This is a genomic window from Ruegeria sp. BF8 (assembly GCF_056538625.1).
On record NZ_JBQFTL010000001.1, the window covers coordinates 306842 to 332202 of the forward strand.

Below are 25361 nucleotides of genomic sequence, written 5' to 3' on the forward strand. Positions count from 1 at the left end.
CAGGACACAAAAGACATGCGCACCTTCCTGTTTATCGGCGCATCCAACAGCGCCGCCTGGGAGATGCAGATCGCCAATCCCGGGGACCGCGCGGCCTCGGTGAAGGGTGGGATCGAGGCGCTCGGCGGCGAGCTTTTGAGCTACTATTGGGGGCTTGGGAACGGGAAGAACTACATCACCGTCGCCCTGCCGGACGACCCCACCTTCATCCAGGCCTTCTATGTCAGCCGTCTCGGTGACGGGTTGCTGGAGGATTACCAGATGATCGAGTTGATGAGCAGCGCCGACATGGCCGAAGCCCTCGCCCGTGTGCCGGAGATCAAGGCGCAGGACGATCTCAAGTAACCGGACTGCACACTCGGGACGATCCAGAAGGGAACATCAAATGAACTTCAGCCCTGTGTGTGTCGGCGGAGTCGTATTATGCAAATAGTTGCCATTGGCCTGCTGTCCGCCTTCTTTCTCTTCGCCAGTTCGATCAAGATCCTTGGCTGGCAGAAGCTCATCTTCGAAACGCAACTGGCGATGTTCGTCAAATACGGGCTGAACCGTCAGATCATGGCGCTTGTCGGTGGTGTCGAGCTTTTCGGGGCGGTGGCGATCTGGTTTCAAGGCAGCTTGCTCGGGCCGCTCGGGGCCGCTGCCCTTCTGGGCACGTCGCTTGGCGCAATCGGTTGTCATCTGATCTGGGACACTTGGAAAGACGGTGTGCCTGCCATGATCACGGCTACGCTTTCGGCCTTCGTCCTCTGGACGGGCCGGGATGTCGTACTGGCGATACTTGCATAAGCGGGCCGAAGAAGAATCAAGAGCAACAAGAGAGACCTCATATGGGACAGGCAAGGCTTCTCGGTACGGTCATCGTCGCTGGCTTCTGGTTATCAACCGGAGCCTTGGCGCAGGAAAGCCGGCCAACGTCCGCCCTGGAGGCCGCCGCAGCGGTCTCGCTCGGTGGCCCGGCATCCACGCAGGCCCAACTGGAACAAGACCGAGTGCGGCGGTTGCAGGACTCTCGCTGGCCGGGGCTGGATGCGGCATTGGACCCCTTGGAGGCATCGCGGCAACGCTTTGCCGAACGCACCGGCCTGAACCTCTCCTTCGACTACCAGGCCTATTACCAGTCCGCGACCGAGAGCCTGACCGATATCGACGAGGCCGCCTTGGGCCAGGCGCGCATTCTGGGCCAGTGGACGCTGCTCAATCGCGGCGGCGAAAATCCCGGGCAATTGGTCTTCACATTGGAGAACCGCCATCTGCTCGGCACGGACATCGCGCCAAGCGGGCTTGCCGGGGAAATCGGCTATGCGGGCGTCACCGCAACGACATTCAGTGACACCGACACGACCCTCTCCGTCGCCTACTGGTCCCAGACGCTCGCTGGCGGGAAGGCCGGTTTCGTGGCCGGCCGGATCGATCCGGGAGACTACTCGGACATCCTCGGCTACGTGAACCCACGCACGACTTTCTCCAATTTCTCGATCCTGTTCAGCCCGGTCCTGCCGATCCCCGATCCCGGCTTCGGCATTGCGGGGGGCGGTTTCCTGACCGACCAGATCTATGCCCTCGGTGTCCTGTCGGATGCAAACGGCTCGCTGACCGATGTCGAGTGGTTTCCCGGTGGCCCCGAGTTCTACAAATACGCCGAGATCGGATGGACGCCCGAACGCTCGAAGCGCTTTCTAACCAACGTTCACCTCGGGGTATTTCACGTCGATGAACGCACCGAGGCAGGCGTGCCGGAGAGCTACGGGGCGATCCTGTCTGCCAACCACACGATCAACGAGGAATTCATGATCTACGGACGCCTCGGCTGGTCGGAGGGTGAGGCGCCGATCGCCCGACGCGCAGCCAACGCTGGACTTCTATGGCGGCCGGGCCTCTATGACGACCTCTTTGGGTTTGGCGCGACCGTTGCGGACCCGGTAGATGAAACGCTCGACACCCAGACCACAATGGAGGCCTTCTATCGGTTGGACCTGTCGGACAATGTCGCCCTGACGGCGGACGTCCAGCACATGATCAACCCGGGCTTCAACGATCAGGACACGACCGTTTTCGGCTTGAGGCTGCGGATCAATCTTTGACCTGAGTAGCGGCGGATAGAATGCCGTCTGGTTGGGAGTGTCGTGCCTGCGCCGGAACGGCCCATGCAGCCATCGCGGCCAAGGAGGCGACCCCTTGGATGATTGGCATTGCGTCAGGCGAAAGTCTTGACGGCAGAACAACCGTCGAATTTGGCTTGTTGCTCTGCAATGTCAGCCATTCCAATGAAGCTGTCGGATGCTCTCAAGCGGGGGCATGGCGGTTCGCTTAGATCTTTCCACAGAAGGCGGCCACGGAGGTCGCCACCGTCAGAAAGGTTGGAACCGATGACAAACACCCTCAAGAACACCGTATTCGCCGCCCTTGCCGCCTCACTCGCCCTCGCTGCCCCGATGGCCGCCAATGCCGGTGACATCGGTGAGAAAGCCCTCAAGGGCGCTGTGGCCGGCGCCGTGCTGACCGAAATCACCGGCGGCGACGCCAAGGACCGCCTGGCCCTCGGCGCAGCCGCCGGTGCGCTCGGTGGCAAGATCGCCGAAGACCGGGATCGTCAAGATCGCAAGGACGATCGCAAGAAGGGTGGCAACAAGCACAAGCGCTGATCCCGCAACGAGACAACCGGAACGGTTTACCCCTTCCAACCGACGCTGGAGAGATCCGGCATCTGCTTCAAACCCGTTAGGCCTCATGCCTGCCGGGTTTGTTGCGTCAGGGTGGTTCAGGAAGACGGAGAAACGTGAAAGTGCGGGCCTATGATCCGAGCAGTCCGGCCTCTACTCAGATCGTTCGCCCTATGCCAGGGGCGCTTCTGTTGCTGGCTGCTCCCTGAAGTCGCTGGGGGGCTGTCCGTACCATCTTCGGAATGCCGTGCTGAAGGTACTGGCGTCGCTATATCCGAGAAGATAGGCGATCTCGGTGAGCGGAAGCGTGCTGTTGAGCAGATAGTCCCGGGCCAGAGCCTTTCGCAGATTGGCGACGACCGCTGCGAAGCTCGTGCCCTCGTCGGTCAGTCGGCGGGCCAGCGTTCGGGCGCTCATCCCAAGTTCCGCCGCAATTGCGTCCTGCTGGGCCGTGCCGGCTGCAAGACGCGCCGTGATCTGCCTCTCAACAACCCGGGCCACACTGTTGGGTGTCTGCGGCATCCGAGCCAGCGTGTTCTCGCAAATGACCGAAAGCGTCCGCTGCAAGTTGTCGTCGGCCGTCAACAGCGGCACATCCATATCAGCCGCCTTGAAGGCAATGCTGTTCTCCGCGGCACCAAACAGGACATTGCAGCCAAAGAACCTGTCGAGGGCCTCGGTGCCGGTCAGCCGCTGATGCGCGAACCGAACATGCGTCGGACGGATTTGCCGATTGGAGTAGTCCCGCAGGGCGAAGACCGTGCCAACGGCTCCAAACTCGGCATATTGCCCGGTCGGAATGCTTGCTGGCACATCGTAGTGCCAGGTCAGCCGGGTGGTTTCCGGGCCTTCTTCCATGGCCGTCTTGCTCGCGTCACCGATCACGCGCTGAAAACGGGTGATGTTTCGAAGGTAACCGCCAACGGTAGGTGCCGAAACGCCGACATAGGCGAGCAACCCGGCCTTCCTGACCAGGTCCGGCGACTGTGCCAGGCGGTATCCGACAAGGTCGTCCCTGGTCAAAGCGCTCGCCTTTTCAAACAACCAGGCAGTCTTGTCGAAGGACCAGCGAGCATCCGGGTCTTCGAGTTGAGATCTGGTTATCCCGAACTCCTTTCGGATATCCCGCTCGGAAAGGCCTGTTTTCTTCAACTCACCGACAATGATCTGTCCCCAGATTGCGCTGTGTTTTGGAATCTCGGATTTCATTTCTGGTCCGTAGTCTCGGTGTCTGACGTGTTGCGCCACGTTAAGGCCCGTCTGACCTTCTTGCCAGTTGCCAAAGCCAACGTTCGAACAACGCAACGCCCGTTTCGTTCAATACCCGCAGTGCCTTTCACACAATCGCCACCAAGGTAGGCGCGACGTCGGTCGCGAGTAACTCGAGATCCGTGCGGTGTGACACACCGAGTAGCGGCGCACATCGTCCGGGTTGGGCAGCTTGCTTGTTCGCTGTGGCTTTCGAAGCCGCCATTCTCGGCGCGCTACTTAAAAGTCCGCTCTGGGCCGGTTGCGTTCCTTGAGGTTAGTTAATCGAAAGTCTGGAAGGTCCCGCAATGCAGCCATTGAGCGTAGGTGAGAGAACGTCTGCCTTGAGCCCAAACCGGGTGTTCTTGCTACGTAGGATTACCTTCAGTTCAACGCTCTAAAAACTCTATACCCTGCGTCACCCTCTTCATCAGGTTTACCAGATGGTTTTACAGGCGATCCTGAGATAACCTTCAATAACTTCTTCGGCATCTTGAGGGTTAAGTTATGATCTCCAAACGCGTATTTTTGTCCAGCCTTGCATCGACCGCTGCGCTGGCGCTGGTGCCGGCGCGAGCCCGAGCTCAAGCTCCAGATGCAACGCTCTTCACGAACGTGCGTGTTTTTGACGGGATGTCTGATGAATTGACCGAACTCACGAACGTTCTTGTCGAAGGGGAAATGATCAAGGATGTCTCGCCCGTAGCTGATGCCGCGCCAGAGGTGCCGCGCTTCGATGGAGCTGGACGGACCTTGATGCCGGGGCTCCTCGACATGCATGTGCACCTCCAGTGGAACCAAGATCCTGCTGGCTTCCTGACAGCACGTCCAGATTACATTGCTGCATTGGCATTGAGCGAAAGTGAAGCCACCCTGATGCGTGGCTTTACCAGTGTCCGTGATACTGGTGGCGGCATTCTCGGTTTGGCGCGCGCCATAGACGAGGGCCTTCACCCCGGTCCGCGCATTCAGGCGTCAAACGCTGCGATTTCAATGACCGCCGGTCATGGCGACCTTCGGCCGCGATCCGTGCGTCCGAGAGCCTTCGGCGGGCCGCCGTTCACAGAAGCGGAGCGACTTGGGATCACACTTTTCGCAGACGGGGTACCTGAAGTTCTGGCGGCTGCACGCGAGCAGTTCCGGCAGGGTGCGCACTTCATCAAAGTCTTTTCAGGCGGCGCCGTGACTGGCCTCTACGACCCATTGGATATCAACGAGTATTCGCCGGCAGAACTCGAAGCGGCAGTAGAGGAGGCCAAACGTTGGAACACATACGCGACCTCGCACGCATACATGGACACATCGGTTCGGGCTGCCATTGAGGCAGGTTACCAATGTATTGAACACTGCAACCTCATGACGCCTGAGTCGATGGAGTTGGCCGTGGAAAAAGGGGTCTGGCTTTCAACCCAGGTTGGCTTTTTTGCAGCAGACATTCCAGCAGGGTTCACGCCAGCCCAGGCAGAGCGACAAAAGATGGCGTTTGATGGTCTCGACGCCATGCTTCGATTAGCGCGAGAATCTGGCGCTAAGATTGCACTCGGAACAGACTTCGTCGGATCGAGGCAAACGAAAGCAACGCAGTTGGAGGAATTGCAGCTCAGGACGCCATGGTTCAGCAACGCCGAGATTTTGCGGCAGGCAACAGGTCTGAATGGTCAGCTTTGGGACTTGACCGGCCCGCGTAATCCCTACCAGGCTGGTCCAGTCGGTGTCATTCAACCCGGAGCCTACGCCGATATTCTGCTCGTGGACGGAGACCCGATTGCTGACCTTACGGTCATGGCCTCTGCGGACAACTTCGATGTGATTATGAAGAACGGCAAAGCGCACAAAAACAATCTGGCCTGAGAAATTTTCCAAGGGTCAAGATAGGCACTGGGGTTGCATGCGAATGACCGAAGAGTCCGCAAAGCAGTCGTTCATACTTTTCACACCGAATGACTGCATTGTGCCAGAATGCTGCCAAGAGGCCACCAAGCCCCGCCGCTCGCCGAACAAGAAACGCTGATTTGGTTTTCTCGGGCGACACAAACCCGGCCAAACACCCCCCCACCCCTCACCGAAAGGGCGGGGCCAGTGCAGCGAGGCCCACCTGCGCCCGAAAAATTTTTCCCCCCTGTCATACGCCCTGTAAGACACCCCTTGAAAACAAGGCGGAAACAACGGTGGACGCGGAGGTCGATCTTAGGGGTTCGAAGGTCGATGGTCGTCGAGTCTCCGGTTACTGGAAGGTTGCAGTTCGGGGCACTGGCCAGGCGCCCGCGTACGTAACCCCTCGGTTTGACAACTCGTTGCCGCATCTGTTAGGGACGTCGCCCTTTTCCCTAAAAATCAAGAGGACCACGTATGTGGATAGCATTCTCGACGCCCGAGGGTTCGGGCTTTTTCTCAGTCGTCGCCAAGGATGAGGACGGCAACACCAGCCGCTCCAACCCGGGGGCTCGCGTCTGCCTGCGGTTCCGCCGCGTGCAGGACGCGGAACTCCTGCGGCCCTACGGCATGGATGGCGACGTGATCGAAACGTCGGACGGCGACTATCGCTACCGGGCATTCATACCCCGCAACTACCTCGTGACCGTGCTGATGAACTTGGGCGACCGAATGAACTACCCCAATTTCAAGGACAGCATCCCCGAGGATGATGTGGCGTTCGCGGACGTATGCCACAATGTGTGGGGCGAGTTCGCAAAGCTGCAGGAGGGTGGACCATATGGAATGGGATGACCTATCCCGTTTCATGGGACTTATGCGGTGATCTGGTGGCATATTGGCCAATGAAACAAGGGTCACGGTCGGGACTTAAAATCCGAAGGCCCTAGCGCCGTGTGGGTTCGAGTCCCACCGCCCGCACCAAACACACTGGTCGACTTGGCCGAGGGCGATCGTCAGACCGGATAACCCAGCTTGGAGATCAGCCGCCAGATGTCCTGGTTCGCCGCCGACAACTGCGCGACGACATCCTCGATTTCCTGCATCGCCTGTTCGTCGACCGTATCTTCGCGTCCCAGCTTGATGTCGGTTTTTCGATCGGCAATGCGCATCAGGATCGTTTTGGGGTTCCCGGTTTCCTGGTCGAAGGAATAGATGCAGTGGTTGAACTTGTTGCGGATGCCAGACAGACGGCTGAGCCGCTGCGTGTGCTCTAGGATCGGATCACGAACCGAGGCCGGCCTTCCGTCCATCTTTGCCAGACGCTCGACCAGATCAATTCGGGCGCGGGTTGTGTTCAGGGTCAGGAAAATGATGACGGCTACGTCTTTGCTGGTCCCCGAGAGGCCGGCAATCAGATGAATCAGCAGGCTTTCGGTGTTCGTCCAGACATAGTTCAGGCGGCCGACCAAAAGGATCAACCGATCGAACCTGGCTTCGAAGTCGTCAGTCAACCGAGGTTCGGTGCGCGTCCTGCGCCGCCGCCTCAAAGAAGAAATGCGCCGCTGCCGTTCTGTTGCTGACACCGATCTTGCCCGACACGTTGTGCATGTGCAGCTTGACCGTGTGTTCGGTGATACCCAACTGGGCAGCGATCGCCTTGTTGCTTTTGCCTTCGGAGACAAGTTGCAGAACCTGCTTCTCGCGCCGGGTCAGTTTTGACAACAGAGGGCCAGCCGCAGGGGATTTCGGAGTTTCTCGGGCCGTAGTCGCACCTGTCGCGCACGGCTTCGATGCAACGCAATTGGCCACAAATCCCGGCAGGTACAACTCTTCATGCATCAGCAGCCGCAGGATCGCGCGCCATGCGTCCGGGGCGACGTTCATCGGAAGAAACCCGATTGATCCGTACCGGGATCGGTCCCATCGCTCGAAAACGAACCGGGCTGCGTCCTCTTTGCGGTATGCGAAGGCAACGCATCCCGGCATGGACGATCGGAGGTAATCGGAGGGACGGGCCAGCAGATCCTCCATCATGATCTGATCCACGACAACAATCTTGCCGGAACCCTCAGCATTGCTGGCTTGGGACAAGAATGCCGCGAGAGATTCAAACCGATGGGCTGCCACACCGAATTCGTGCTGAACGCTTCGCAGGGTTTGGTTGGAGTAGAAGAGCTCTTTCCCAATAAAAACAATCATAAAATCTTCGTTTTCGTCGATCGTGCAGGAACTGTTACTTAATTCGGAAATGCTCATTCTTGTGCCCCCCTAAATACCCCGGATTACGTCCTGAATTGGCCGTTATTGGCCGAGGTGAAACTGAATAAAAACAATCTAAAATCTGTGTTGAGCATACCAGAAAGTTCAGTTTTCGACAACTGTACGGCTTTGGGAATCACCGGGTTTTAGAACTTTCGATTAAGGTCGTTTGACGGTCAGGCCGCTTAAATATCGGGATTCAAATAACTAAATTTTTCCGGCTTTTGTGGCAGGCCAATTCGGCTTCGAACTCGACCCTGAAACGCGTGTTCGAGTAATACGGTAAGCAAATCATCGCTTTAGTGATGTTAATACTTTCTGCCAGCTAGGCAGACCGAACAGCATCTGTACCCTCTGTCGTGCTTCAATTTGCGAAGTGTACTTGTACCTGGCGTGTCTGCGGCCCGCGTATTTTCGCGTGATTTTGAGCAGTCACGGAATCGGCTTGGCCGAGAAAGGGGGGGTGACAACACATCATTCGAAAGACAAGGCCGCAGACATGCGCAGTTTCGCGAATGGATGCTCAATAATATTTTTCAACCGCGCCGAATATCGCTTTGTAGATGAATGGCGGTCAGGCGCTTCAAAAATGGAAGATTGTTATGCGACGCAATGTGAACAATACCAATGTCACGACCGTTGACGAAGTTAATGTTGAAAATCTCGAAGCTCCGATCTCGGTGGAAATCCCCGTCGAAGAAGCAAATATCGAGGCCGAACTGACCGCACAGCAACAGCAGCAGGGTCAGGAAGTTCAAAACGCTGCAAACAACGAAGACGAACAGAACCAGGCTCAGGCTCAGGCGACTGAAGTTGCGAACGAGCAGGGCCAGGGTCAGGATCAGGGTCAGGCGCAGCAGCAGGGCCAGCAGCAAGGTCAGCAGCAATCGAACGTCAATGGCGGCGATGACAGCAACAGTATCTCGAACTCGATCAACATCGATTTCGGTGAAGGCGAGTGGATCCCGCGCGACGATGACCAGGTCGATCTGGATATCGGTGACTCGGCATCCATCGGTGATGTCATCACGGCCGGGAACGACGTGAACTATGATCCCGGCGATGATCTGAACCTGACCATCTCGATGGGCGGTGACGGCAATGACATGTCGTCGATCAACAACCAGTTGGCCAACCTGAGTGACGATGACACGCTGGATTCGCCCAGCCTGTCGAATGACGGCTCGTTCTATCAGAACGGCAGCGCGACGGGCGGTTCGGCCTATGCCGAAGAAGGCATCGGTTCATCCTCCGGCGGCGGTAACTCGGGTTCCGGCGGAACCAGCTACGGCGGTGCCGCAAGCGGCGAGACCAATGGCAGCCACGCATTCGCGCTGGGCGGCCACACCGGCAATGCCGGCGCGGCTTCGCAAGGCGGTAACGGTGCGGCCTCGGGCGGTGCCAACAACACGAGCCTGGGTCTTGGTCTGTCGGGTGCCGAAGCCAGTGGCGAAAGCACGGCTGGCAATGGCGGCAACGCCAACAGTACCTCCAGCGCCAACAACACCGGCAGTTCGAATGCCAACGGCCAGGGAACTGGCGGTGAAGGCGGTAATGCCGGCTCGATCGGTCTTGGCCTTGGTCTGGGACTGTCCGGCGCCAACTCGGAAGGCAATGCCAACGGTGGTGAAAACGGGACCGGTTCGATCGGCGCAGGCCTTGGCCTGGCCGGAAACGAGTCGGGTGCGAACGGCGCCAATGGCGGCAACGGCGAGTCATCGAACTCGGGTTCTGCATCGAACAACAGCACCGGTACGACCGAAGCGAATGAAGCGACAGCCGGAAGCAATGCGGGTGCGGGCATGGCCGGCAGCGGCGCGCAAAGTGGCGCGAATGGCACCGGCGGACCTGGTTCCGGTGGCACGGGTTCCGGCGGCTCGGGCTCTGGCGGTGAAGGTGCTGGCGGCGAAGGCTCTGGTGGCGAGGGATCCGGCGGATTCTCGGCCATGGTCGAAGCTGCCATTGCGGCGCTGAACCAGGAAATCGCGGATGGTGGTCCAGCCTTGAATGCGGCTGATAGCGACGCTGCGACCGGCGGCGGCGGAACCACGGGCAACAACCCGGGTACCGGCGGAGCGGGCACCGGTGGTGCTGGAACCGGCGGCGCAGGAACCGGCGGTGCCGGAACCGGCGGCGCAGGGTCCGGCGGAGCGGGCACGGGCGGCAGCTCGGCAGCGAACTCTGGCGCACAGGGCGTCGGTGATCTGGCCGCAAGCGGTCCGAATATCAGCCAGTCGCCCGGTGACGTGAACGGTGCGGCCAGCAACCCGCAGACGTCGACCGGAACCGGCGGAGCCGGCGGTTCGAACGCGGCCAATGGCGCGGCAAATGGAACCGGTTCGGGTTCGTCCAGTGCAGAAGGCGCTGGCGGAGCCGGTGGGACCACGACGCCAACGTCCACCTCGTCCGGTAACGGTGCGGGTTCTGCGGATGCGGTCAACACGGCCGGTACCGGTGGTGCGGCAGAAGTCTTTGCTGACGCTGACACAAACGGTTCCGCCGACAGCTTGGCCGAAGCCATCGCGGGATACGGCGGCGCGTCGTACACCGACAACGATGCCACCTCGACCGGATCCGGCAGCGCGACTGGCGCGGCCAGCTCGGGAGCCGGTGGTGCAGGCGGTGCGTCTGCGGCCAATGGCGGTACCAGCGGCTACGCCATGGGTAGCGCCATGTCCGGGGATACCACGGGTGGCGCAGTCACCGGTGGCAGCGCGGCCGGCGCTTATTCGGGTGACGGCGGAGCCGGCGGCAATGGCGGCACCTGGGGTTCCAACAATGGTGGCGACGGTATCGTCACTGGTGAATCCTACGCGTCGGCAGCAGCAGTGGTCGATACCTCGGCCTTCAACCAGACAATCGTCATGGGCGCCAACGTGCTTGGCAACTCGGTCGATACCACGATGGTTGGCGGTTCGATGAGCTCGACCTACGCGAGCGACGACACCGAGGCATAACGCCTGACCCCGGAGGCCGCGATTTCGGCCTCCGGTCTTTGATGAAAACACCGGGGCCGTGTTTCATGGCCTCGGTCCAACTTAACCCAGACCCGGAAATTTTCTGCCGGAAAGGGTGACAGGGATAGTCCAGATGTCACTTGACAGCATTACGGAAACGATCGCGCATTTTATCGGTACTTTTCAGCTCACGATGGAACAGGCCATCCTGCGGCAGCAATACGAGGAGTTTACGGCGCTCCGCCGGCTGGCCGAAGTTGAAGGCCTGGAGGATCCGATCAGGATTGTCGTCAAGGCCGATCTGGATCTGAAGCCCAAGGACTACGACCCGCTTCCCTACCGTTTCCCCGAACCGCCCGCGGACCCGCAGTTGCCGCTGCCACCAGCCGGCCCAATGCTCGAGTCGAACATCCAGATCGGTGACCCGTTGGCGCCGGGCGGATTCGTTCCGCAGTCCGAATTGCCCATCTCGGTCGGGCCGCAATTCTTGATGTTGCAGCCTCAGGTCGTCAGCGACCTGATAGGGTCTGCCGTCACTTACACATTCCAGACATTGGTCCTGCGCGACAATGATACCGTGGGCGCGGGCGACTTCCGCGATGCGGCGATGCTGACAGCGCAGGCCGAAGCCGCGTTGGACGTGGCGCACTCGCTTCATGCGATGGCGGTGCCTTCACTGGCGATACCGGACTACATGACGCCAGAATACCTGGATACGCTGGTCGAACAGATAACGACACCGATGAACGGATCGGTCCAAGGTGTCACGGTTCACCAATTCCAAGGTGAAGACGCGGAAGGCATCATCGTCAACGGTCAACACGTGTCGGAGGCTCCGGTCTGGAGCGATCTTCTGCCGGCCTACCACCAGCCCGAGGAGGCTGAGGAAAATCTGGTGTCACAGTCCTATCCGGCCGAGTGGAACCAGTCCGAGGGGCCGGAGTCACACGAGGGTCATACCGTTGTCACCGGCGGCAATCTTGCGATCAACGAAGTCGCGCTGAACGTCGGTTGGGTGGATGCCCCCTTCATCGCCGTGGGTGGACAAGCGATCAGCCTGACGATGATCAGCCAGGTCGCGCTGGTATCAGATGTTGATGTCGGAAACACCGGCAGCGGCGCGGGCACCAACGTCGTCCAATCCGCCCAGATTGAAACAGAGGCGAATCCTGCGCCGTGGCTTGCCGGAACCTCGGCCGTCGCTGGTGGGGCCGGGCAGCCGTCCTTTTTGACCGTCGATTGGATCCATGGCGATCTGGTGGTTGCCAACTTCCTCAAGCAGGTCATCAACGCCACCGATATCGACCATATCCAGACCGAGATTTCCGCGTCTTCGACCATGTATGCGATGGGTGGCAACCAGATGGTCAACGTGGCCGATATTGTTCAACTCGGCAGCTATTATGACCTGATCATGATCGGCGGCGACATGATCTCGGTCGACATGTTGTTCCAGACGCTCGTCCTGATGGATGACGACGTGGTGTCAGGCGGCCTAGCCGGACCTGCCGGAGGTGCAAACGAAAACCTGCTGATGAACCAGGCCTCGGCGATGACCAACGGCCTGGACCTGCAGGAGGCGCTTGAGGAGAACATGGCCGAGGCCATGGCTCTGAATGAAATGAACATGGCCGCGCTCGAGGACGCATTGCTGAACGATCCGATGTTCGCGGGCATGGAGCAGATGCGCGTTCTGAAGATCGACGGAAACCTGCTGCAGGTGAATATTCTTGAGCAGGTCACCATGCTTGCCGATCAGGATGACATTTTCCTGTCCGGTCCGCATGGGGCCACTACCGAAGTCGTGGCCGGCAGCAACGCGATGCTGAATGCGGCCAACATCAACAAGCTGGGCGTGGACTCCGTTGTCATGGCCGGGCAGGGCGCATATTCCGAGCTTTTGCTGCACCAGGCCAGTCTCATCGACTTGCCCGAGAATGAGATCGGCCCGGAATTTGCCAATGAAGCCATCGCAATCCTGATGGAGGAGGCAATGACCGCCGGGCAAGCAGTGAGCGGCCCGACCGCTCCTGCACTAACCCCCGAAGACTTGGACGCCAATGTAGGAATGCAATCCATCCTGACCTGATTTTCCCTTTTTTACGAGTGACCGGAAGGTTTGTTTATGTCGATCGTTTTTTCGTCGCGCCGCACCCGATATGCCAGCCCGCTGGACCGGTCGGGAAGCGGACAGCCTCTGACTTTGCGACCCAGCGACATGGTGTCTGGCTCGTCATTTGCAACGGAACGGCTGACCGCACGGCTAAGGCTGACCAAGGAGATGCGCGTGCCCGTGACCGAGCAGAGCCAGAACAAGGCAGCGCAGGAGGGCCAGCTGACGGCGCAGAAGGAGCAAGAGGTTGCGCGAAATGCTGCGGCTCCGGCGCCGGAAGCCCAAGACGAAACCGATCAGAAAATACCAGACGACAACACACTGGAAACAACATTCAGCGCCGCCTCTCCCCGACGGCGCGAAACGCCGGAAACCGTCGCCGTGGAAGGGCGTGCGGGTGACGGCGAAGGGGTGGCCAATGCCGAGGACTCGGAACCGCAAACCGTCGAAAGCCCGACCGCGCGCATGACCCCCTCGTCCCGGTCGGGTGGGACGGATCGCATGGGCACCACTATCGAGGCCGAAGCGAACAAGCCGCTGCTGCGCACTGGTTCAGGCGATGGCGGCGGCAAAGGGCCACCCCAAACTTTTCACAAGCGCACGCCGCCCGAAGACTTTCAACGCACCCTTCGGACCTCGATGCGAGCGATATGGCGGAACCTTGCGTTTGTTCTGGTACTGACCTGCGCGACCAATCTGTTGATCCTGGCGATCCCGATCTACCTGTTCCAGATCAGTGACCGGGTGCTGACCAGCCGCTCGCTGGACACGCTGATCATGCTGACCGCGATCGTGGCCGGGGCAATCATCTTTCAATCGGCTTTCGATGCGGTGCGGCGCTTCATGTTGATGCGCACCGGGGTCGAAGTAGCGGCGCGACTGGGTGCTCCGACCCTCAGTGCCGCAGCGCATGCCTCGTTGCACGGGACGGGACGCGAGTATCAGACGCTGGGTGATCTGCAGCAAATCCGCGGCTTTCTCGTTTCAAGCACCCTTCTCTCCTTTTTGGATGTTCCTTTTGCGCCGTTGTTCATCCTTATGATTTTTCTGGTTCACCCAGAGTTGGGCATGATCGTGGTGGTGACGGCCGTGATCCTGATGGTTATCGCGCTGATCAACCAGCGGATGACGGCCAAACCGTTTGCCGAGGCCAACATGGCCCAGTCTCTAGCCAACCAGCATCTGGATTCGATGTCGCGGAACAGCCAGATCATCAACGCACTAGCTATGATCCCCGAGGCGGTTCGGATCTGGGGACGCGACACCGCCAACTCCCTGACCTGGCAGGTCCGGGCGCAAGACAGAAACGTGGTGTTCGCGGCGATCTCACGCACCGTGCGCCTGCTGACGCAGGTCGGCATTCTGGGATGGGGGGCCTATCTGGCCCTGCAAGGCGAAATCACGGGCGGTATGGTGATCGCGGCTTCGATCATCGCTGGGCGGGCTTTTGCGCCAATCGAAGGGTCAATCGAGGGCTGGAATACATTCCTGCTGACCCGCGGTGCCTACAGCCGCATCAAGGCATTGCTGTCCAATTCGGCGCTTCAGTATGAGAAGCTGCGCTTGCCCCGCCCCGAGGGACGAGTGGATGTTGAACGCCTTCTGTTTGTACCCGGGGGTACCAAACGCGTGGTTCTCAACGGCATCAGTTTTTCGCTCAACCCGGGCGAGACGCTGGCGATCATCGGCAACTCGGGCGCGGGCAAGACCACGCTGGGCAAAACGCTTGTAGGATCGATTCTGCCGACCTCGGGCAGTGTGCGGCTCGATCTGATGGATATTCGAAACTGGGATCCTCGCCAGTTTGGCGAAAGCATCGGGTACCTGCCGCAGGACGTTCAGCTGTTTCCGGGCACGATCAAGGACAATATCGGCCGAATGCGCGCCGATGCCACCGATGAGCAAATTCATGATGCTGCAGTTCTGGCCGACGTGCACAACATGATCGCCACCTTGCCACAGGGGTATGAGACCGTGGTCGCTGCCGATGGCTCGCCCCTGTCTGGCGGTCAGAAACAGCGGATCGCGCTGGCGCGCGCCTTCTTTGGCAATCCGCGGATGGTGGTTCTGGACGAGCCGAACTCGAACCTGGATGTCGCGGGCGACAAGGCGCTGGCCCGGGCAATCGAGCAGGCGAGGGAAAACAAGATTACCGTGGTCGTGATCACCCAAAAACCGACGCTCTTGAACGTGGTGGACAAGATCATGCTGCTGACGGACGGGCGGGTCGCCCTGTTCGGTCAGCGTGAGCAGGTGCTGCAGCAACTGAACGGGCCGCGCCAGCAGCCCGAGTTGAAAGGGTAGACGGGGGTAAAGATGAACGAGTTGGTACAAGTAGACGATCCCGCCCTTTGGTACGCCGAGGTTCCGAGATCGATAACCAAGTTCATAGTCGTGGGCACCGTGCTGCTGGTCGCCTGTTTCGGCGGGTTCGGCCTGTGGTCGTTTCAGGCGCCTCTCGCGGCCGCAGTGATTGCTCAAGGCAGCTTTGTGGCCACCGGGCGCAACAAGATCGTTCAGCATCTTGAAGGAGGGATCATCGAACAGATCCTGGTCACCGAAGGCCAGACCGTGCAGGAGGGGCAGGTCTTGATGACACTGGATCAGACCTCGGCCGAGGCAAATGAGCGCGAATTGTTCATCCGCAAGATCCGCCTTCAGGCGATGGTCGAGCGCTTGCTGGCCGAATACGCCGAAAAGGACACTTTGGAGTTTTCACCCGCCCTGATCGAGGCATCCGACGACGTTGAAGTGATGACCATTCTCGACAACCAGCGGCTCAGTTTCGAAGTCTCGCGCAAGACTCTGCTGAATGACATTGCCCTTCTCGAACGCAATATCGAAGCGCTGAAGATCAGGGCCAGCGGCTTCGAGGCGCAATTGGAAAGCATGGAGCGCCGCAAGGCGATCCTTCAGGAAGAATACGAAACCAAGAACGCGTTGTTCGAAAAAGGTCTTGTCCGAAAGGGTGAGTTGAACACCATCCGGCGAGTCCAGGCCGAAGCGGACGGGCAATTGGCCCGACTGGCGGCCGAGGCTTCGGAAACCAGCCAGATGCTGCTGAAATACGAAGAGCAGATCACCCGGACCCGGTCCGCCTATCGCGAAGCAGCGCTGGACGAACTGGGTGTAATCGAGGCGGATCTGGAAAGCGTGCGGGAAAAATCGCGCCAGGCCAGCAGTGTTCTTGCCCGCGCGGTGGTGCGCGCCCCGGTTGATGGCACGGTTGTGCGATTGCACTATTACACGCCGGGCGGCGTCATCGAGACCGGCAAGCCGATTGCCGAAATCCTGCCAGCTGATGCCCCGCTGATCATCGAGGCCCAGATCCCGCGCACCGATATCGACAGCGTTGTGACCGGCCAGACCGCGACTGTGCGGTTGGTGGCTTTGAATCAGCGCACGACACCGGTTCTGACGGGCGAAGTCTTTTACGTCTCGGCGGACGCGGTCCTGGAAGAAGCCAGCGGAATACCTCAAGAGGTCTATCTGGCCCGGGTGTCGTTGGAGCCTGACGAGATGGACCGGGTACGGGGTTTCATTCCGACCCCCGGCATGCCGGCCGAGATCATGATCCAGACCGAGGAACGCACCTTTGCCGCCTATATCGCCAAGCCGATCGTCGACAGCATGTCTCGGGCCTTTCGCGAGCAATAGGCGACCACCATAGCGCTTACAAATACAAAAGGCCCCGTGCTAGCATTCGTGAAAATCCGGGAGGGACCGCACGAATGCCATTGACCGTTCAAGAGATGCTTGAGGCCGCGAATTCCGTTGTTCAACGTATCAGCGCCGCGCAAGCCAGGGAGCTATTGCAGCAGGGTGCGCTGCTGCTGGACATTCGCGATGCGCCTGAACTGGAAAAGACCGGTCGCGCCGTCGGATCTCACCATATCTCACGCGGTATGCTCGAGTTTCGTGCCGATCCTGCGCTGCAGTCGCATGACCCTGAGCTGCGGAAGGATCGCCCGATCATTCTGCATTGCGCTTCGGGCGGACGGGCGGCACTTGCGGGCAAGTTGCTCAAGGACATGGGGTATCAGCATGTCTACAACCTGGGTGGGTTCTCGGACTGGGTAAACGGCGGGGGCGACTATGTCGGCCCGGTTGATTCTGGGATGTAGGGACCCAGCCTGATCTGCATCAAAGCCGATTGTATTACGCTTCGGCAATCTGCTCGTCAGACGCCATCAACAAGGACGACTGGCAATGATGAGACTTGCAGCGCTACTGTATTCCCTGATCGCGACCGCCCTCGCGGGTACGGCCGTTATCGCCGTGCTGACCGCGGGAATGGTTTCGACCCTGGCCATCGTAGGTGCCGCAGCCGTCGGAGCGGTCGCGGCTTTGCCCGCATCCTGGCTGGTCGCCAAGCGCCTGTACCAATAGAGAGCTTAGGCGGCGTTCAGAAATGTCCGGACAGCAGCTTCGAACTCGCGCGGTTTTTCGGCGTGCAGCCAATGGCCTGCGCCCGGAATCTTGGCGAAACGGGCGTTCGGGAACAAAGATTTGATGACTTCGCGGTGACTTGCCTGAACATAGTCCGACTCCGCACCGGCGAGAAACAGCGCCGGGCCGTCCCAGTGTGAGGTAAAGTCCGGAAAACCCATGATATTCGGCATCTCTTTGGCCAAAACGTCCAGGTTCAGCCGCCAGCGTTTGCCGGGAACGTCCAGCGACTGAGTGAAGAAGCTCTGCAATGCCTTCTCGACTCCAAGATCGGCCAGTTGCTGTTCCACGTCCGAGCGGCGCGCGACCTGTGTCATGTCCACGGCACGCATGGCCTCGATATATGGCATTTGCGTGTGGCTGTACCGAACCGGAGCAATGTCCGCCACGACCAGCCTGTGGACCATTTCGCCATGCTCGAGCGCCAATGTCATTGCCGACTTGCCGCCCATCGAATGCCCGATCACGTCTGCCACGCCGCCCATGCTTTCGATGACCTCAGCCAAATCATCCGCCAATGCCGGATAATCGTGCCGGTCGTCCCAGAAGCTGTGGGCGTGGTTGCGCATGTCGACCGCCACCACCTGACGTTCATCTGACAGCCTACGCGCAATCACCCCCCAGTTTCGGGCCGATCCGTATAGCCCATGGGCAATCAACAGCGGTGTGCGGGACGTCGGTTCGCCATGTGTGATCGTGTTCAGCATGTCATTCTGATAGCCTCCGGCGCCCCGGACAACCAGCCCCATTGTGACCGCCTGCGCAGACCGTTAGATTGCCCCGTCAGGAGGGGCGCATGGCTCAGGAAACAGAAATTCAGACCCAGATCGCGCAGACGATAATCCTGTTGCGCAAAAAACTGGGCGCAAAGGGCAAGACCCTGGCCGAGTCGGTGCGCCGTGCCAAGCGTCGCTTGCCGCGCAAGGTCTACAAACAGGCAATGGAACTCGCCCGTGCCGAGCCGTTGGTCGAGCATCCCAAGCTCCGGCTGACCCTGGACTCGCCGACCCTGGAAAAGGCGGCGAAGGATGTTCAGTCGCATCTGCGCGCCATCAATCTGGCGGATCGCCGCTGGGGTTGGTTTCTGGGCATGCTCGGGGGGCTAGCCTTCAACATTCTGGCCTTGGCCGCGCTGTTTCTGGTCGTGCTTTGGTGGCGCGATCTGATCTGATCAGGGCATCTGACATTAAAGAAAAATGGCGCCCGCTAAAGGCGCCATTTTGTTGTTTCTGACTTTGTGGCGTCAGAGGTTCGGGTAGATCGGGAACTTGGCGCACAGATCCGCGACCTGCGCTTTGACCCGCGCCTCGACCTCACCGTTGTTGTCTTCACCATTGGCGGCCAGCCCATCGACCACTTCGATGATCCAGTCCGCAATCTGGCGGAACTCGGGCTCTCCAAAGCCTCGGGTCGTGCCTGCGGGCGAGCCCAGACGGATGCCGCTGGTCACGGTCGGCTTTTCAGGATCGAACGGCACGCCGTTCTTGTTGCAGGTGATGTGCGCACGGCCCAGCGCCTTTTCGGTCGCGTTGCCCTTGACGCCTTTGGGGCGCAGGTCGACCAGAACAACATGGGTGTCGGTGCCGTGGGTCACCGTGTCCAGGCCGCCCTTGATCAGCTGATCCGACAACGCCTGAGCGTTGACGACGACCTGTTTGATGTAGTCTTTGAACGAAGGCTGCAACGCCTCGCCAAATGCCACGGCCTTTGCCGCGATCACATGCATTAGTGGGCCGCCCTGGATGCCCGGGAAGATGGCTGAGTTCACCTTTTTGGCTATCGTCTCGTCATTGGTCAGGATCATGCCGCCACGCGGGCCGCGCAGGGTTTTGTGCGTGGTGGTCGTGGCTACATGCGCGTGCGGGAAGGGGCTGGGATGCTCGCCCGCGGCGACCAGACCGGCGAAATGCGCCATGTCTACGTGCAGATAAGCCCCCACCATGTCGGCGATCTCGCGCATGCGGGCAAAGTCGATCTGGCGCGGAATGGCCGAGCCGCCGGCGATGATCAGCTTGGGCTGGTGTTCTTTGGCGAGCGCCTCGACCTGATCGTAGTCCAGCATGTTGTCCTGCTTGCGCACGCCGTACTGAACCGCATTGAACCACTTGCCCGACTGGTTGGGCTTGGCGCCATGGGTCAGGTGACCGCCAGCATCCAGGCTCATGCCCAGAATGGTGTCGCCCGGCTGGATCAGCGCCTGGAACACGCCCTGGTTAGCTTGTGATCCCGAATTCGGCTGCACGTTGGCGAATTCGCAACCGAACAGTTGCTTGGCGCGGTCGATGGCCAGGTTCTCGGCGATGTCGACGAACTGGCAGCCGCCATAGTAACGCCGGCCGGGATAGCCTTCGGCGTATTTGTTGGTCATGACCGAGCCCTGCGCCTCCATGACAGCTGCGCTGACGATGTTTTCCGAAGCGATCAGCTCGATCTCGTCGCGCTGACGTCCCAGTTCGGAGGTGATTGCCCCAAAAAGTTCAGGGTCACGATCCGCGAGGGACTGGGTGAAGAAACCGGTATCACGAAGGTTGGCGTTCATGGGCGCTCCGCATGGCTGAGGTTGGTTTGGCGGATTTCCTATAGGAAACTGTACGGATGAAAAAGACTTTAAAGCGACGAAATGGCCAGCTGCGGCGTCACGTCTGGCCTAATGGGGAAAGGTATGTTTGTTTCGGAACCAAATGCGCAGCACCGGAAACTGGAAAACATGACCAAGAGAATCGCTTTTCTCGCCAGCGACGTGGATGTCGCGCAGTCGGCCCGCAACAAACTGGTGGCACGCTATGGCAATGCGGCCCCCCGAGATGCGGATGTCATCGTGGCGCTGGGCGGCGACGGGTTCATGTTGCGGACGCTGCACAACACGCAGCATCTGGATGTGCCGGTCTACGGCATGAATCGCGGGACCATCGGGTTTCTGATGAACGAGTTCCACGAAGCCGATCTGATGGAGCGTCTGAGAGCCGCCGAAGAAGAAGTCATCAACCCCTTGACGATGAAGGCCATGGACCAATCGGGACAGGTGCACGAAGCCCTTGCGATTAACGAGGTTTCGTTGCTGCGCGCCGGTCCGCAAGCCGCGCGCCTGAAGATCAGCGTGAATGGCCGCGTGCGGTTGGCCGAACTGGTCTGTGATGGCGCGCTGTTGTCCACGCCCGCCGGGTCGACCGCCTACAACTATTCGGCACATGGCCCGATTCTGCCCATTGGGTCGGATGTTCTGGCGCTGACGGCCATTGCGGCCTTTCGTCCTCGGCGGTGGCGCGGTGCGTTGCTGCCCAGTACGGCGCATGTGCGCTTTGACGTGCTTGAGGCCGACAAGCGTCCGGTGATGGCGGACGCTGATTCCATATCCTTTCCGGATATCGATTGGGTCGAGATTCGGTCGGAACCCAAGATCCGTCACAGGATCCTGTTTGACCCCGGGCATGGCCTGGAAGAGCGTCTAACGATTGAACAATTTACATAAATTCCCGAGATTCTCGGACTTATGTGAAGCAGTTCACAGGAAGCTGACCACCTCTCAGCTATGCTGATCTTGCCCGGAGAACACGCCGCGGTGGGAGTGAGTGGCCACCAAATGGTGTTTTCGGATGATTGCGCAGTTTTCGCGCTGGCGAGGGTGGGTGGTGCTACGCTCGTCATCACAATCCGGGCATATTTTAGCACGTGGACCCCGGGCTCTCAGTCCCGGGGTCAATTATTTTGGGCAGTTGAAAGCGGTTGGTGTTTCAGCCCGTGCGTGCCAGATCGGCCCACAGGTGATCAGCCATACGACCAACCCGGGCTTCAATCGCGATGGCGGCGTCCAACGCCAGGTCCTCGCGCCAGCGCTGCGCTGCGATCTGAACGTTGATTGGCTGGCGCCCACTCGGCAATTCGGCCAAACGCGCCGGAACGCAGGCGGCGGGCAGGCCCAGAAAGTTCATCGCATAGGAATAGACCGCGCAGCCCAGCACTTCGTGTACGCCTTCCGAGCCTTCTGTATCACGGTCGGGTCTGAAAAAGGGCTGCGGCAGGAAAGGCGACAGCACCAGCGGGTAGTCCTCCAAGAACAGGGACCATTCCCGCGCATAGTGGCTGCGCTGCGCCAGTGCTCGGATCAGGTCCGGGCCGGTGATCGGGGGAAATTCCTGGAAGTAAGTGGCAAAGATGCGCTGGATTGTCTCGGACCCGGCCGCCTCGACATCGGCTTTCATCAGGGTCAGAACCTCGCCCATCAATGCGCGATAACCCAGCCGTCCACATTCAAAAACGTTCGGAGGGTCGATCTCGTCAACGGTGTACCCGGCATCAACCAGTGCATCACGGGCCGCGTCCAGCGCCTTGTCGACTTCGGGGTGGAGATTGTAACCGAAAGTGTTCTTGGTGAAAGCCGCCCGCGGCTGCTGGTCAGGCTCGGTCACGCGCCAGGGCAGCGGAACGTGAAACGGATCGCGCGGATCCGGCGCGATCAGGCTGGGCATGGCCAGGTGCAGGTCAGCCGCGCTGCGGGTGATCAGGCCTTGCACCGACATGGATTGCGCAAGCAGTCCACGTTCGGCGGTTTGGCTGGGGTTCCATGCTGGAACGCGCCCCAAGCCCGGCTTCACGGTCACCGCGCCAAGGGCCGCGGCCGGAAACCGCAGGCTGCCGCCGATGTCGTTGCCATGCGCCAGCGCCCCCATGCCCGTCATCACCGCCACACCGGCCCCGCCCGAGGAGCCCCCGGGAGAAATATGTCGGCCCCAAGGGTTGTGGGTGCGTCCATAAAGCGGGTTGTCGGTGTCGGCACGGAATGAGAACTCGGGCGTGTTGGTCCGGCCAATCACCACCGCCCCAGCCTTCAGCAGGTTCGACACGACGGGCGCATCGTCGGGGGCAATTACGTCTTTCAGAGCGGTCACACCGTTGGTCGTGGCATGGCCCTTCTGGTCGACATTGACTTTGATCGTGACGGGAACGCCGTGCAGCGGGCCGGTCGGTTCGCCGCGGGCCCGCTGGGCATCGAGGGCGCGGGCGCGCTCCCGCGCCTCGGCGCTGAGGTCTTCGACGACGGCATTCAGCGCCGGGTTCAGCGCGTGCATCCGGTCGATTGCGCTTTGGACGGCTTCGGTCGCGCTCAATTCGCCGGAGCGGGTCAGTTTTGCGAGTTTTGTGGCGCTCAGGCGCCAGATGTCGTCATTTGCCATGTGCCCTCCGTCAAGGGCACAGTAGGCGGTCTGCCAATGGTTGCAACCCCGCAGGGCAGGGCGGGCGGCCCGGGGCCGCCCGATGCCCGGTTACTGGGCGTAACCGATTGATTTCAGGGCTTCGGTAATTTCGTCCAGAATGGCCGGATCGTCGATTGTCGCGGGCATCTTGTAGTCCTTGCCATCTGCGATCGCCACCATGGTGCCGCGCAGGATCTTGCCCGACCGTGTCTTGGGCAGGCGGTCCACCACGACGGCTGTCTTGAAGGCGGCGACGGGGCCGATCTTGTCGCGCACCATCTGCACGACCTCCTTCGCGATCTCGGCATGGTCACGATTGCATCCGGCGTTCAGGCACAGGAAACCGACCGGGGCCTGCCCCTTCAGATCATCCGACACGCCGATGACCGCGCATTCGGCCACGTCGGGATGGGCGGCCAGAACCTCCTCCATCGCGCCGGTCGACAGGCGGTGGCCGGCCACGTTGATCACGTCATCGGTGCGGGCCATGATATACAGATACCCTTCCTCGTCGATCATCCCGGCATCGCCGGTTTCATAATAGCCCGGGAAATGCTCGAGATAGGATTTCTTGAACCGCGCCTCGGCATTCCACAAGGTTGGCAGCGTGCCCGGCGGCAGCGGCAGCTTGACCGCGATCGCGCCCAGCTCGCCCGGTTTCATCGGGTGGCCGCCTTCGTCCAGGATCTGCACGTCATAGCCGGGCATCGGCTTGGCGGGCGAGCCCAGCTTGATCGGTAGTTCCTCGATCCCCAGCGGGTTTCCGGCGATGGCCCAGCCGGTTTCGGTCTGCCACCAGTGGTCGACGACCGGAACCTTCAGCGCTTCCTGCGCCCAGGTGATCGTGTCCGGGTCGGCGCGTTCACCGGCCAGGAACAGGGCCTTGAGGCAGGACAGGTCGTATTTCGCCAGCATCTCGCCCTTGGGGTCCTCGCGCTTGACCGCGCGGATCGCCGTTGGGGCGGTGAAAAAGCTTTTGACCTTGTGCTCGGAAATCACCCGCCAGAAGGTGCCGGCATCGGGTGTGCCGACGGGTTTGCCCTCGAACACGATGGTGGTGTTGCCGTGGATCAGCGGGCCATAACAGATGTAGGAATGCCCCACGACCCAGCCCACGTCCGAGGCCGCCCAGAACACGTCGCCGGGGTCGACGTTGTAGATGTTCTTCATCGTCCAGTTCAGCGCCACCAGATGGCCCGCCGTCGGCCGCACGACACCCTTGGGCGCACCCGTGGTGCCCGAGGTGTAAAGGATATAGGCGGGATCATTGCCTGCGACTGGCACACACTCGGCCGGCTCGACACCGTACTGGAAGCCGTGCCAGTTGAAGTCGCGCCCTTCGACCAGCTTGGCCACTTCCTGTTCACGCTGGAAGATCACGCAGAACTCGGGCTTGTGGCTGGCCATGTCGATGGCGCCGTCCAGCAGAGGCTTGTAATGCACCACGCGACCGGGCTCCAGCCCGCAGGACGCCGCGATGATCGCCTTGGGATTGGCGTCGTCGATCCGAACGGCCAGCTCGTTGCTGGCAAACCCGCCAAAGACCACCGAATGCACCGCACCCAGCCGCGCGCAGGCCAGCATCGCCTCGAGCGCCTCGGGGATCATCGGCATGTAGATGATGACGCGGTCGCCCTTTTCGATCCCCTTGGCCCGCAGCGCACCGGCCAGGGTCGCCACGCGATTGCGCAGTTCCATGTAGGAGATCTCGCGCTTGGTGTGGGTGATCGGGCTGTCATAGATGATGGCGGTCTGCTCGCCCCGGCCGTTTTCCACATGGCGGTCCACGGCGTTCCAGCAGGTGTTCACCTTGGCATCGCAGAACCATTCGTACAGAGGAGCGTTGTCGTCAAACAGTGCTTTCGATGGTGGTCGGATCCAGTCGATGCCTTTGGCGGCTTCCATCCAGAAAGCCTCTGGGTCATTTTTCCAGCTGTCATACACGTCCTGGTACGCCATGGGTCCTCCTCCCGAAAACTGTCATCTTTGTGTTAGGCGGCTGGGTTCACCCGAGCAAGCGGCGCGCGTGACGGCGCGTCAGTTTATCGCGAAATATTTGCAGAACTGCCCCATTTGTCTTGCAAAGTTTTGCAAATGATCCTTGTTTTCGCGCCTGAGCAGGAAATTTTTGCAGAACTTGCAAATCTGCGAAGCGTCTGGTGCAAACGCGGCTTCGTCAGATTCGGATCAGGTCGCCGTTCCGGCATATCGGGGCAGGCTGTCCTCGATGTTCAGCCAGTGCAGATGCTCGGCGTGATAAACGTGAAACCGGGGCGCGGCATCCTCGGGGTTGTCCAACGTGGCGGTGTAGAGATGAATGTTCACCCGGTCGCGGGCATTGCGATATGCCATCGGCGTGCCGCAGGTCCCGCAGAACAAACGTTCAACATCCTCAGACGAGTTGTACACGCGTGGCGCATCCCCTGACCATGTCACCGAGCCGTGCGGCAGCCCGATGAACGCCGTGACTGGGGCGGCGCAATTGCGCCTGCAATCCGCGCAGTGGCAGTAACAGCTCCAGGCGATCTCGGCATCGCTGGCCCATCGCACGGCGCCACAGTGGCAGTGACCTTTCATGATGACCTCCCTCGGCAGGGCGGCCAGA

22 protein-coding genes are annotated in these 25361 nt (G+C 60.3%); 14 read left to right on the plus strand and 8 right to left on the minus strand.

Going from position 1 to position 25361, the window contains the following annotated elements; genetic code table 11:
• Positions 1-15 precede the first annotated feature (15 nt).
• From ACR0LD_RS01485 to ACR0LD_RS01500, 4 genes are all read left to right on the plus strand, one after another.
• A complete protein-coding gene (locus ACR0LD_RS01485; protein ID WP_170357382.1) occupies positions 16-345 on the plus strand; it encodes a hypothetical protein in 330 nt (109 codons plus the stop codon).
• A 78-nt stretch (positions 346-423) separates the two neighbouring features.
• Positions 424-789 carry a DoxX family protein gene (locus ACR0LD_RS01490; protein WP_170342826.1) on the plus strand — a complete coding sequence of 122 codons (366 nt, stop codon included), beginning with the start codon at positions 424-426 and terminating at the stop codon, positions 787-789.
• Positions 790-830: 41 nt separating this feature from the next.
• Entirely contained in the window at positions 831-2084 is a 1254-nt protein-coding gene (locus ACR0LD_RS01495; RefSeq protein WP_170365936.1) for a carbohydrate porin, read from the plus strand.
• 285 nt (positions 2085-2369) lie between these two features.
• Entirely contained in the window at positions 2370-2645 is a 276-nt protein-coding gene (locus ACR0LD_RS01500; RefSeq protein WP_480635416.1) for a hypothetical protein, read from the plus strand.
• A 189-nt stretch (positions 2646-2834) separates the two neighbouring features.
• On the opposite strand, the gene ACR0LD_RS01505 is transcribed toward ACR0LD_RS01500, so the two are convergent.
• On the minus strand, positions 2835-3872 hold the full coding sequence (locus ACR0LD_RS01505) for an AraC family transcriptional regulator (RefSeq protein ID WP_170342831.1): 1038 nt from the start codon (positions 3870-3872) through the stop codon (positions 2835-2837).
• A 546-nt stretch (positions 3873-4418) separates the two neighbouring features.
• Between ACR0LD_RS01505 and ACR0LD_RS01510 the strand changes: the two genes are divergently transcribed.
• Together ACR0LD_RS01510 and ACR0LD_RS01515 are read left to right on the plus strand one after the other, a co-directional pair.
• Positions 4419-5762, plus strand: coding sequence for a metal-dependent hydrolase family protein (locus ACR0LD_RS01510; protein ID WP_170343546.1), 1344 nt, complete (start codon positions 4419-4421; stop codon positions 5760-5762).
• Positions 5763-6260: 498 nt separating this feature from the next.
• A complete protein-coding gene (locus ACR0LD_RS01515) occupies positions 6261-6638 on the plus strand; it encodes a hypothetical protein (RefSeq protein ID WP_170581318.1) in 378 nt (125 codons plus the stop codon).
• Between the two features lie 161 nt (positions 6639-6799).
• Here the strand turns inward: ACR0LD_RS01515 and ACR0LD_RS01520 are convergent, their stop codons facing one another.
• The gene (locus ACR0LD_RS01520; protein ID WP_093962654.1) at positions 6800-7297 is read right to left on the minus strand and encodes a hypothetical protein; all 498 of its coding nucleotides are present in this window, start codon (positions 7295-7297) and stop codon (positions 6800-6802) included.
• The gene (locus ACR0LD_RS01525; protein ID WP_480635417.1) at positions 7290-7832 is read right to left on the minus strand and encodes a helix-turn-helix transcriptional regulator; all 543 of its coding nucleotides are present in this window, start codon (positions 7830-7832) and stop codon (positions 7290-7292) included. The genes ACR0LD_RS01520 and ACR0LD_RS01525 overlap by 8 nt, the downstream gene beginning before the upstream one ends.
• Positions 7833-8647: 815 nt before the next feature.
• On the opposite strand from ACR0LD_RS01525, the gene ACR0LD_RS01530 reads away from it, so the two are divergent.
• The 6 genes from ACR0LD_RS01530 to ACR0LD_RS01555 all read left to right on the plus strand — a co-directional run bounded on the left by ACR0LD_RS01530 (position 8648) and on the right by ACR0LD_RS01555 (position 17504).
• On the plus strand, positions 8648-11002 hold the full coding sequence (locus ACR0LD_RS01530; protein ID WP_480635418.1) for a hypothetical protein: 2355 nt from the start codon (positions 8648-8650) through the stop codon (positions 11000-11002).
• 133 nt (positions 11003-11135) lie between these two features.
• Positions 11136-13091 (plus strand): type I secretion protein, encoded by a 1956-nt coding sequence (locus tag ACR0LD_RS01535; RefSeq protein ID WP_480635419.1) that lies wholly within the window; start codon positions 11136-11138, stop codon positions 13089-13091.
• 36 nt (positions 13092-13127) lie between these two features.
• Positions 13128-15419, plus strand: a complete 2292-nt coding sequence (locus ACR0LD_RS01540; RefSeq protein ID WP_480635420.1) for a type I secretion system permease/ATPase — start codon at positions 13128-13130, stop codon at positions 15417-15419.
• 12 nt (positions 15420-15431) lie between these two features.
• The gene (locus ACR0LD_RS01545) at positions 15432-16772 is read left to right on the plus strand and encodes an HlyD family type I secretion periplasmic adaptor subunit (RefSeq protein WP_170358354.1); all 1341 of its coding nucleotides are present in this window, start codon (positions 15432-15434) and stop codon (positions 16770-16772) included.
• Between the two features lie 74 nt (positions 16773-16846).
• Positions 16847-17239: a rhodanese-like domain-containing protein gene (locus tag ACR0LD_RS01550; protein ID WP_093962649.1), complete on the plus strand. Its 393-nt coding sequence runs from the start codon at positions 16847-16849 to the stop codon at positions 17237-17239.
• A gap of 85 nt (positions 17240-17324) precedes the next feature.
• Positions 17325-17504, plus strand: coding sequence for a hypothetical protein (locus tag ACR0LD_RS01555; protein ID WP_170363027.1), 180 nt, complete (start codon positions 17325-17327; stop codon positions 17502-17504).
• A 5-nt stretch (positions 17505-17509) separates the two neighbouring features.
• Here ACR0LD_RS01555 and ACR0LD_RS01560 read toward each other — a convergent pair whose 3' ends face one another.
• Complete coding sequence (locus ACR0LD_RS01560; protein ID WP_254440790.1) at positions 17510-18313, minus strand: alpha/beta fold hydrolase; 804 nt, start codon at positions 18311-18313, stop codon at positions 17510-17512.
• A 47-nt stretch (positions 18314-18360) separates the two neighbouring features.
• On the opposite strand from ACR0LD_RS01560, the gene ACR0LD_RS01565 reads away from it, so the two are divergent.
• On the plus strand, positions 18361-18735 hold the full coding sequence (locus ACR0LD_RS01565) for a hypothetical protein (protein WP_170366576.1): 375 nt from the start codon (positions 18361-18363) through the stop codon (positions 18733-18735).
• A gap of 72 nt (positions 18736-18807) precedes the next feature.
• Here ACR0LD_RS01565 and glyA read toward each other — a convergent pair whose 3' ends face one another.
• Complete coding sequence (glyA, locus tag ACR0LD_RS01570) at positions 18808-20103, minus strand: serine hydroxymethyltransferase (RefSeq protein ID WP_170337640.1); 1296 nt, start codon at positions 20101-20103, stop codon at positions 18808-18810.
• Between the two features lie 168 nt (positions 20104-20271).
• On the opposite strand from glyA, the gene ACR0LD_RS01575 reads away from it, so the two are divergent.
• Positions 20272-21033, plus strand: coding sequence for an NAD kinase (locus ACR0LD_RS01575; protein WP_170337641.1), 762 nt, complete (start codon positions 20272-20274; stop codon positions 21031-21033).
• A gap of 262 nt (positions 21034-21295) precedes the next feature.
• On the opposite strand, the gene ACR0LD_RS01580 is transcribed toward ACR0LD_RS01575, so the two are convergent.
• The 3 genes from ACR0LD_RS01580 to ACR0LD_RS01590 form a co-directional block, all read right to left on the minus strand.
• Positions 21296-22735, minus strand: a complete 1440-nt coding sequence (locus tag ACR0LD_RS01580) for an amidase family protein (protein WP_480635423.1) — start codon at positions 22733-22735, stop codon at positions 21296-21298.
• Between the two features lie 90 nt (positions 22736-22825).
• On the minus strand, positions 22826-24715 hold the full coding sequence (gene prpE, locus ACR0LD_RS01585) for a propionate-CoA ligase PrpE (RefSeq protein WP_480635425.1): 1890 nt from the start codon (positions 24713-24715) through the stop codon (positions 22826-22828).
• Between the two features lie 228 nt (positions 24716-24943).
• Positions 24944-25333, minus strand: a complete 390-nt coding sequence (locus tag ACR0LD_RS01590) for a GFA family protein (RefSeq protein WP_170366572.1) — start codon at positions 25331-25333, stop codon at positions 24944-24946.
• Between the last annotated feature and the right edge of the window lie 28 nt (positions 25334-25361).

What these genes read in the sequence shown, in the direction of transcription:
- ACR0LD_RS01485 (WP_170357382.1), top strand. Translation starts at nt 16, where the DNA reads ATGCGCACCTTCCTGTTTATCGGCGCATCCAACAGCGCCGCCTGGGAG.
- ACR0LD_RS01490 (WP_170342826.1), top strand. Translation starts at nt 424, where the DNA reads ATGCAAATAGTTGCCATTGGCCTGCTGTCCGCCTTCTTTCTCTTCGCC.
- ACR0LD_RS01495 (WP_170365936.1), top strand. Translation starts at nt 831, where the DNA reads ATGGGACAGGCAAGGCTTCTCGGTACGGTCATCGTCGCTGGCTTCTGG.
- ACR0LD_RS01500 (WP_480635416.1), top strand. Translation starts at nt 2,370, where the DNA reads ATGACAAACACCCTCAAGAACACCGTATTCGCCGCCCTTGCCGCCTCA.
- ACR0LD_RS01505 (WP_170342831.1), bottom strand. Translation starts at nt 3,872, where the DNA reads ATGAAATCCGAGATTCCAAAACACAGCGCAATCTGGGGACAGATCATT.
- ACR0LD_RS01510 (WP_170343546.1), top strand. Translation starts at nt 4,419, where the DNA reads ATGATCTCCAAACGCGTATTTTTGTCCAGCCTTGCATCGACCGCTGCG.
- ACR0LD_RS01515 (WP_170581318.1), top strand. Translation starts at nt 6,261, where the DNA reads ATGTGGATAGCATTCTCGACGCCCGAGGGTTCGGGCTTTTTCTCAGTC.
- ACR0LD_RS01530 (WP_480635418.1), top strand. Translation starts at nt 8,648, where the DNA reads ATGCGACGCAATGTGAACAATACCAATGTCACGACCGTTGACGAAGTT.
- ACR0LD_RS01535 (WP_480635419.1), top strand. Translation starts at nt 11,136, where the DNA reads ATGTCACTTGACAGCATTACGGAAACGATCGCGCATTTTATCGGTACT.
- ACR0LD_RS01540 (WP_480635420.1), top strand. Translation starts at nt 13,128, where the DNA reads ATGTCGATCGTTTTTTCGTCGCGCCGCACCCGATATGCCAGCCCGCTG.
- ACR0LD_RS01545 (WP_170358354.1), top strand. Translation starts at nt 15,432, where the DNA reads ATGAACGAGTTGGTACAAGTAGACGATCCCGCCCTTTGGTACGCCGAG.
- ACR0LD_RS01550 (WP_093962649.1), top strand. Translation starts at nt 16,847, where the DNA reads ATGCCATTGACCGTTCAAGAGATGCTTGAGGCCGCGAATTCCGTTGTT.
- ACR0LD_RS01555 (WP_170363027.1), top strand. Translation starts at nt 17,325, where the DNA reads ATGATGAGACTTGCAGCGCTACTGTATTCCCTGATCGCGACCGCCCTC.
- ACR0LD_RS01560 (WP_254440790.1), bottom strand. Translation starts at nt 18,313, where the DNA reads ATGGGGCTGGTTGTCCGGGGCGCCGGAGGCTATCAGAATGACATGCTG.
- ACR0LD_RS01565 (WP_170366576.1), top strand. Translation starts at nt 18,361, where the DNA reads ATGGCTCAGGAAACAGAAATTCAGACCCAGATCGCGCAGACGATAATC.
- glyA (WP_170337640.1), bottom strand. Translation starts at nt 20,103, where the DNA reads ATGAACGCCAACCTTCGTGATACCGGTTTCTTCACCCAGTCCCTCGCG.
- ACR0LD_RS01575 (WP_170337641.1), top strand. Translation starts at nt 20,272, where the DNA reads ATGACCAAGAGAATCGCTTTTCTCGCCAGCGACGTGGATGTCGCGCAG.
- ACR0LD_RS01580 (WP_480635423.1), bottom strand. Translation starts at nt 22,735, where the DNA reads ATGGCAAATGACGACATCTGGCGCCTGAGCGCCACAAAACTCGCAAAA.
- prpE (WP_480635425.1), bottom strand. Translation starts at nt 24,715, where the DNA reads ATGGCGTACCAGGACGTGTATGACAGCTGGAAAAATGACCCAGAGGCT.
- ACR0LD_RS01590 (WP_170366572.1), bottom strand. Translation starts at nt 25,333, where the DNA reads ATGAAAGGTCACTGCCACTGTGGCGCCGTGCGATGGGCCAGCGATGCC.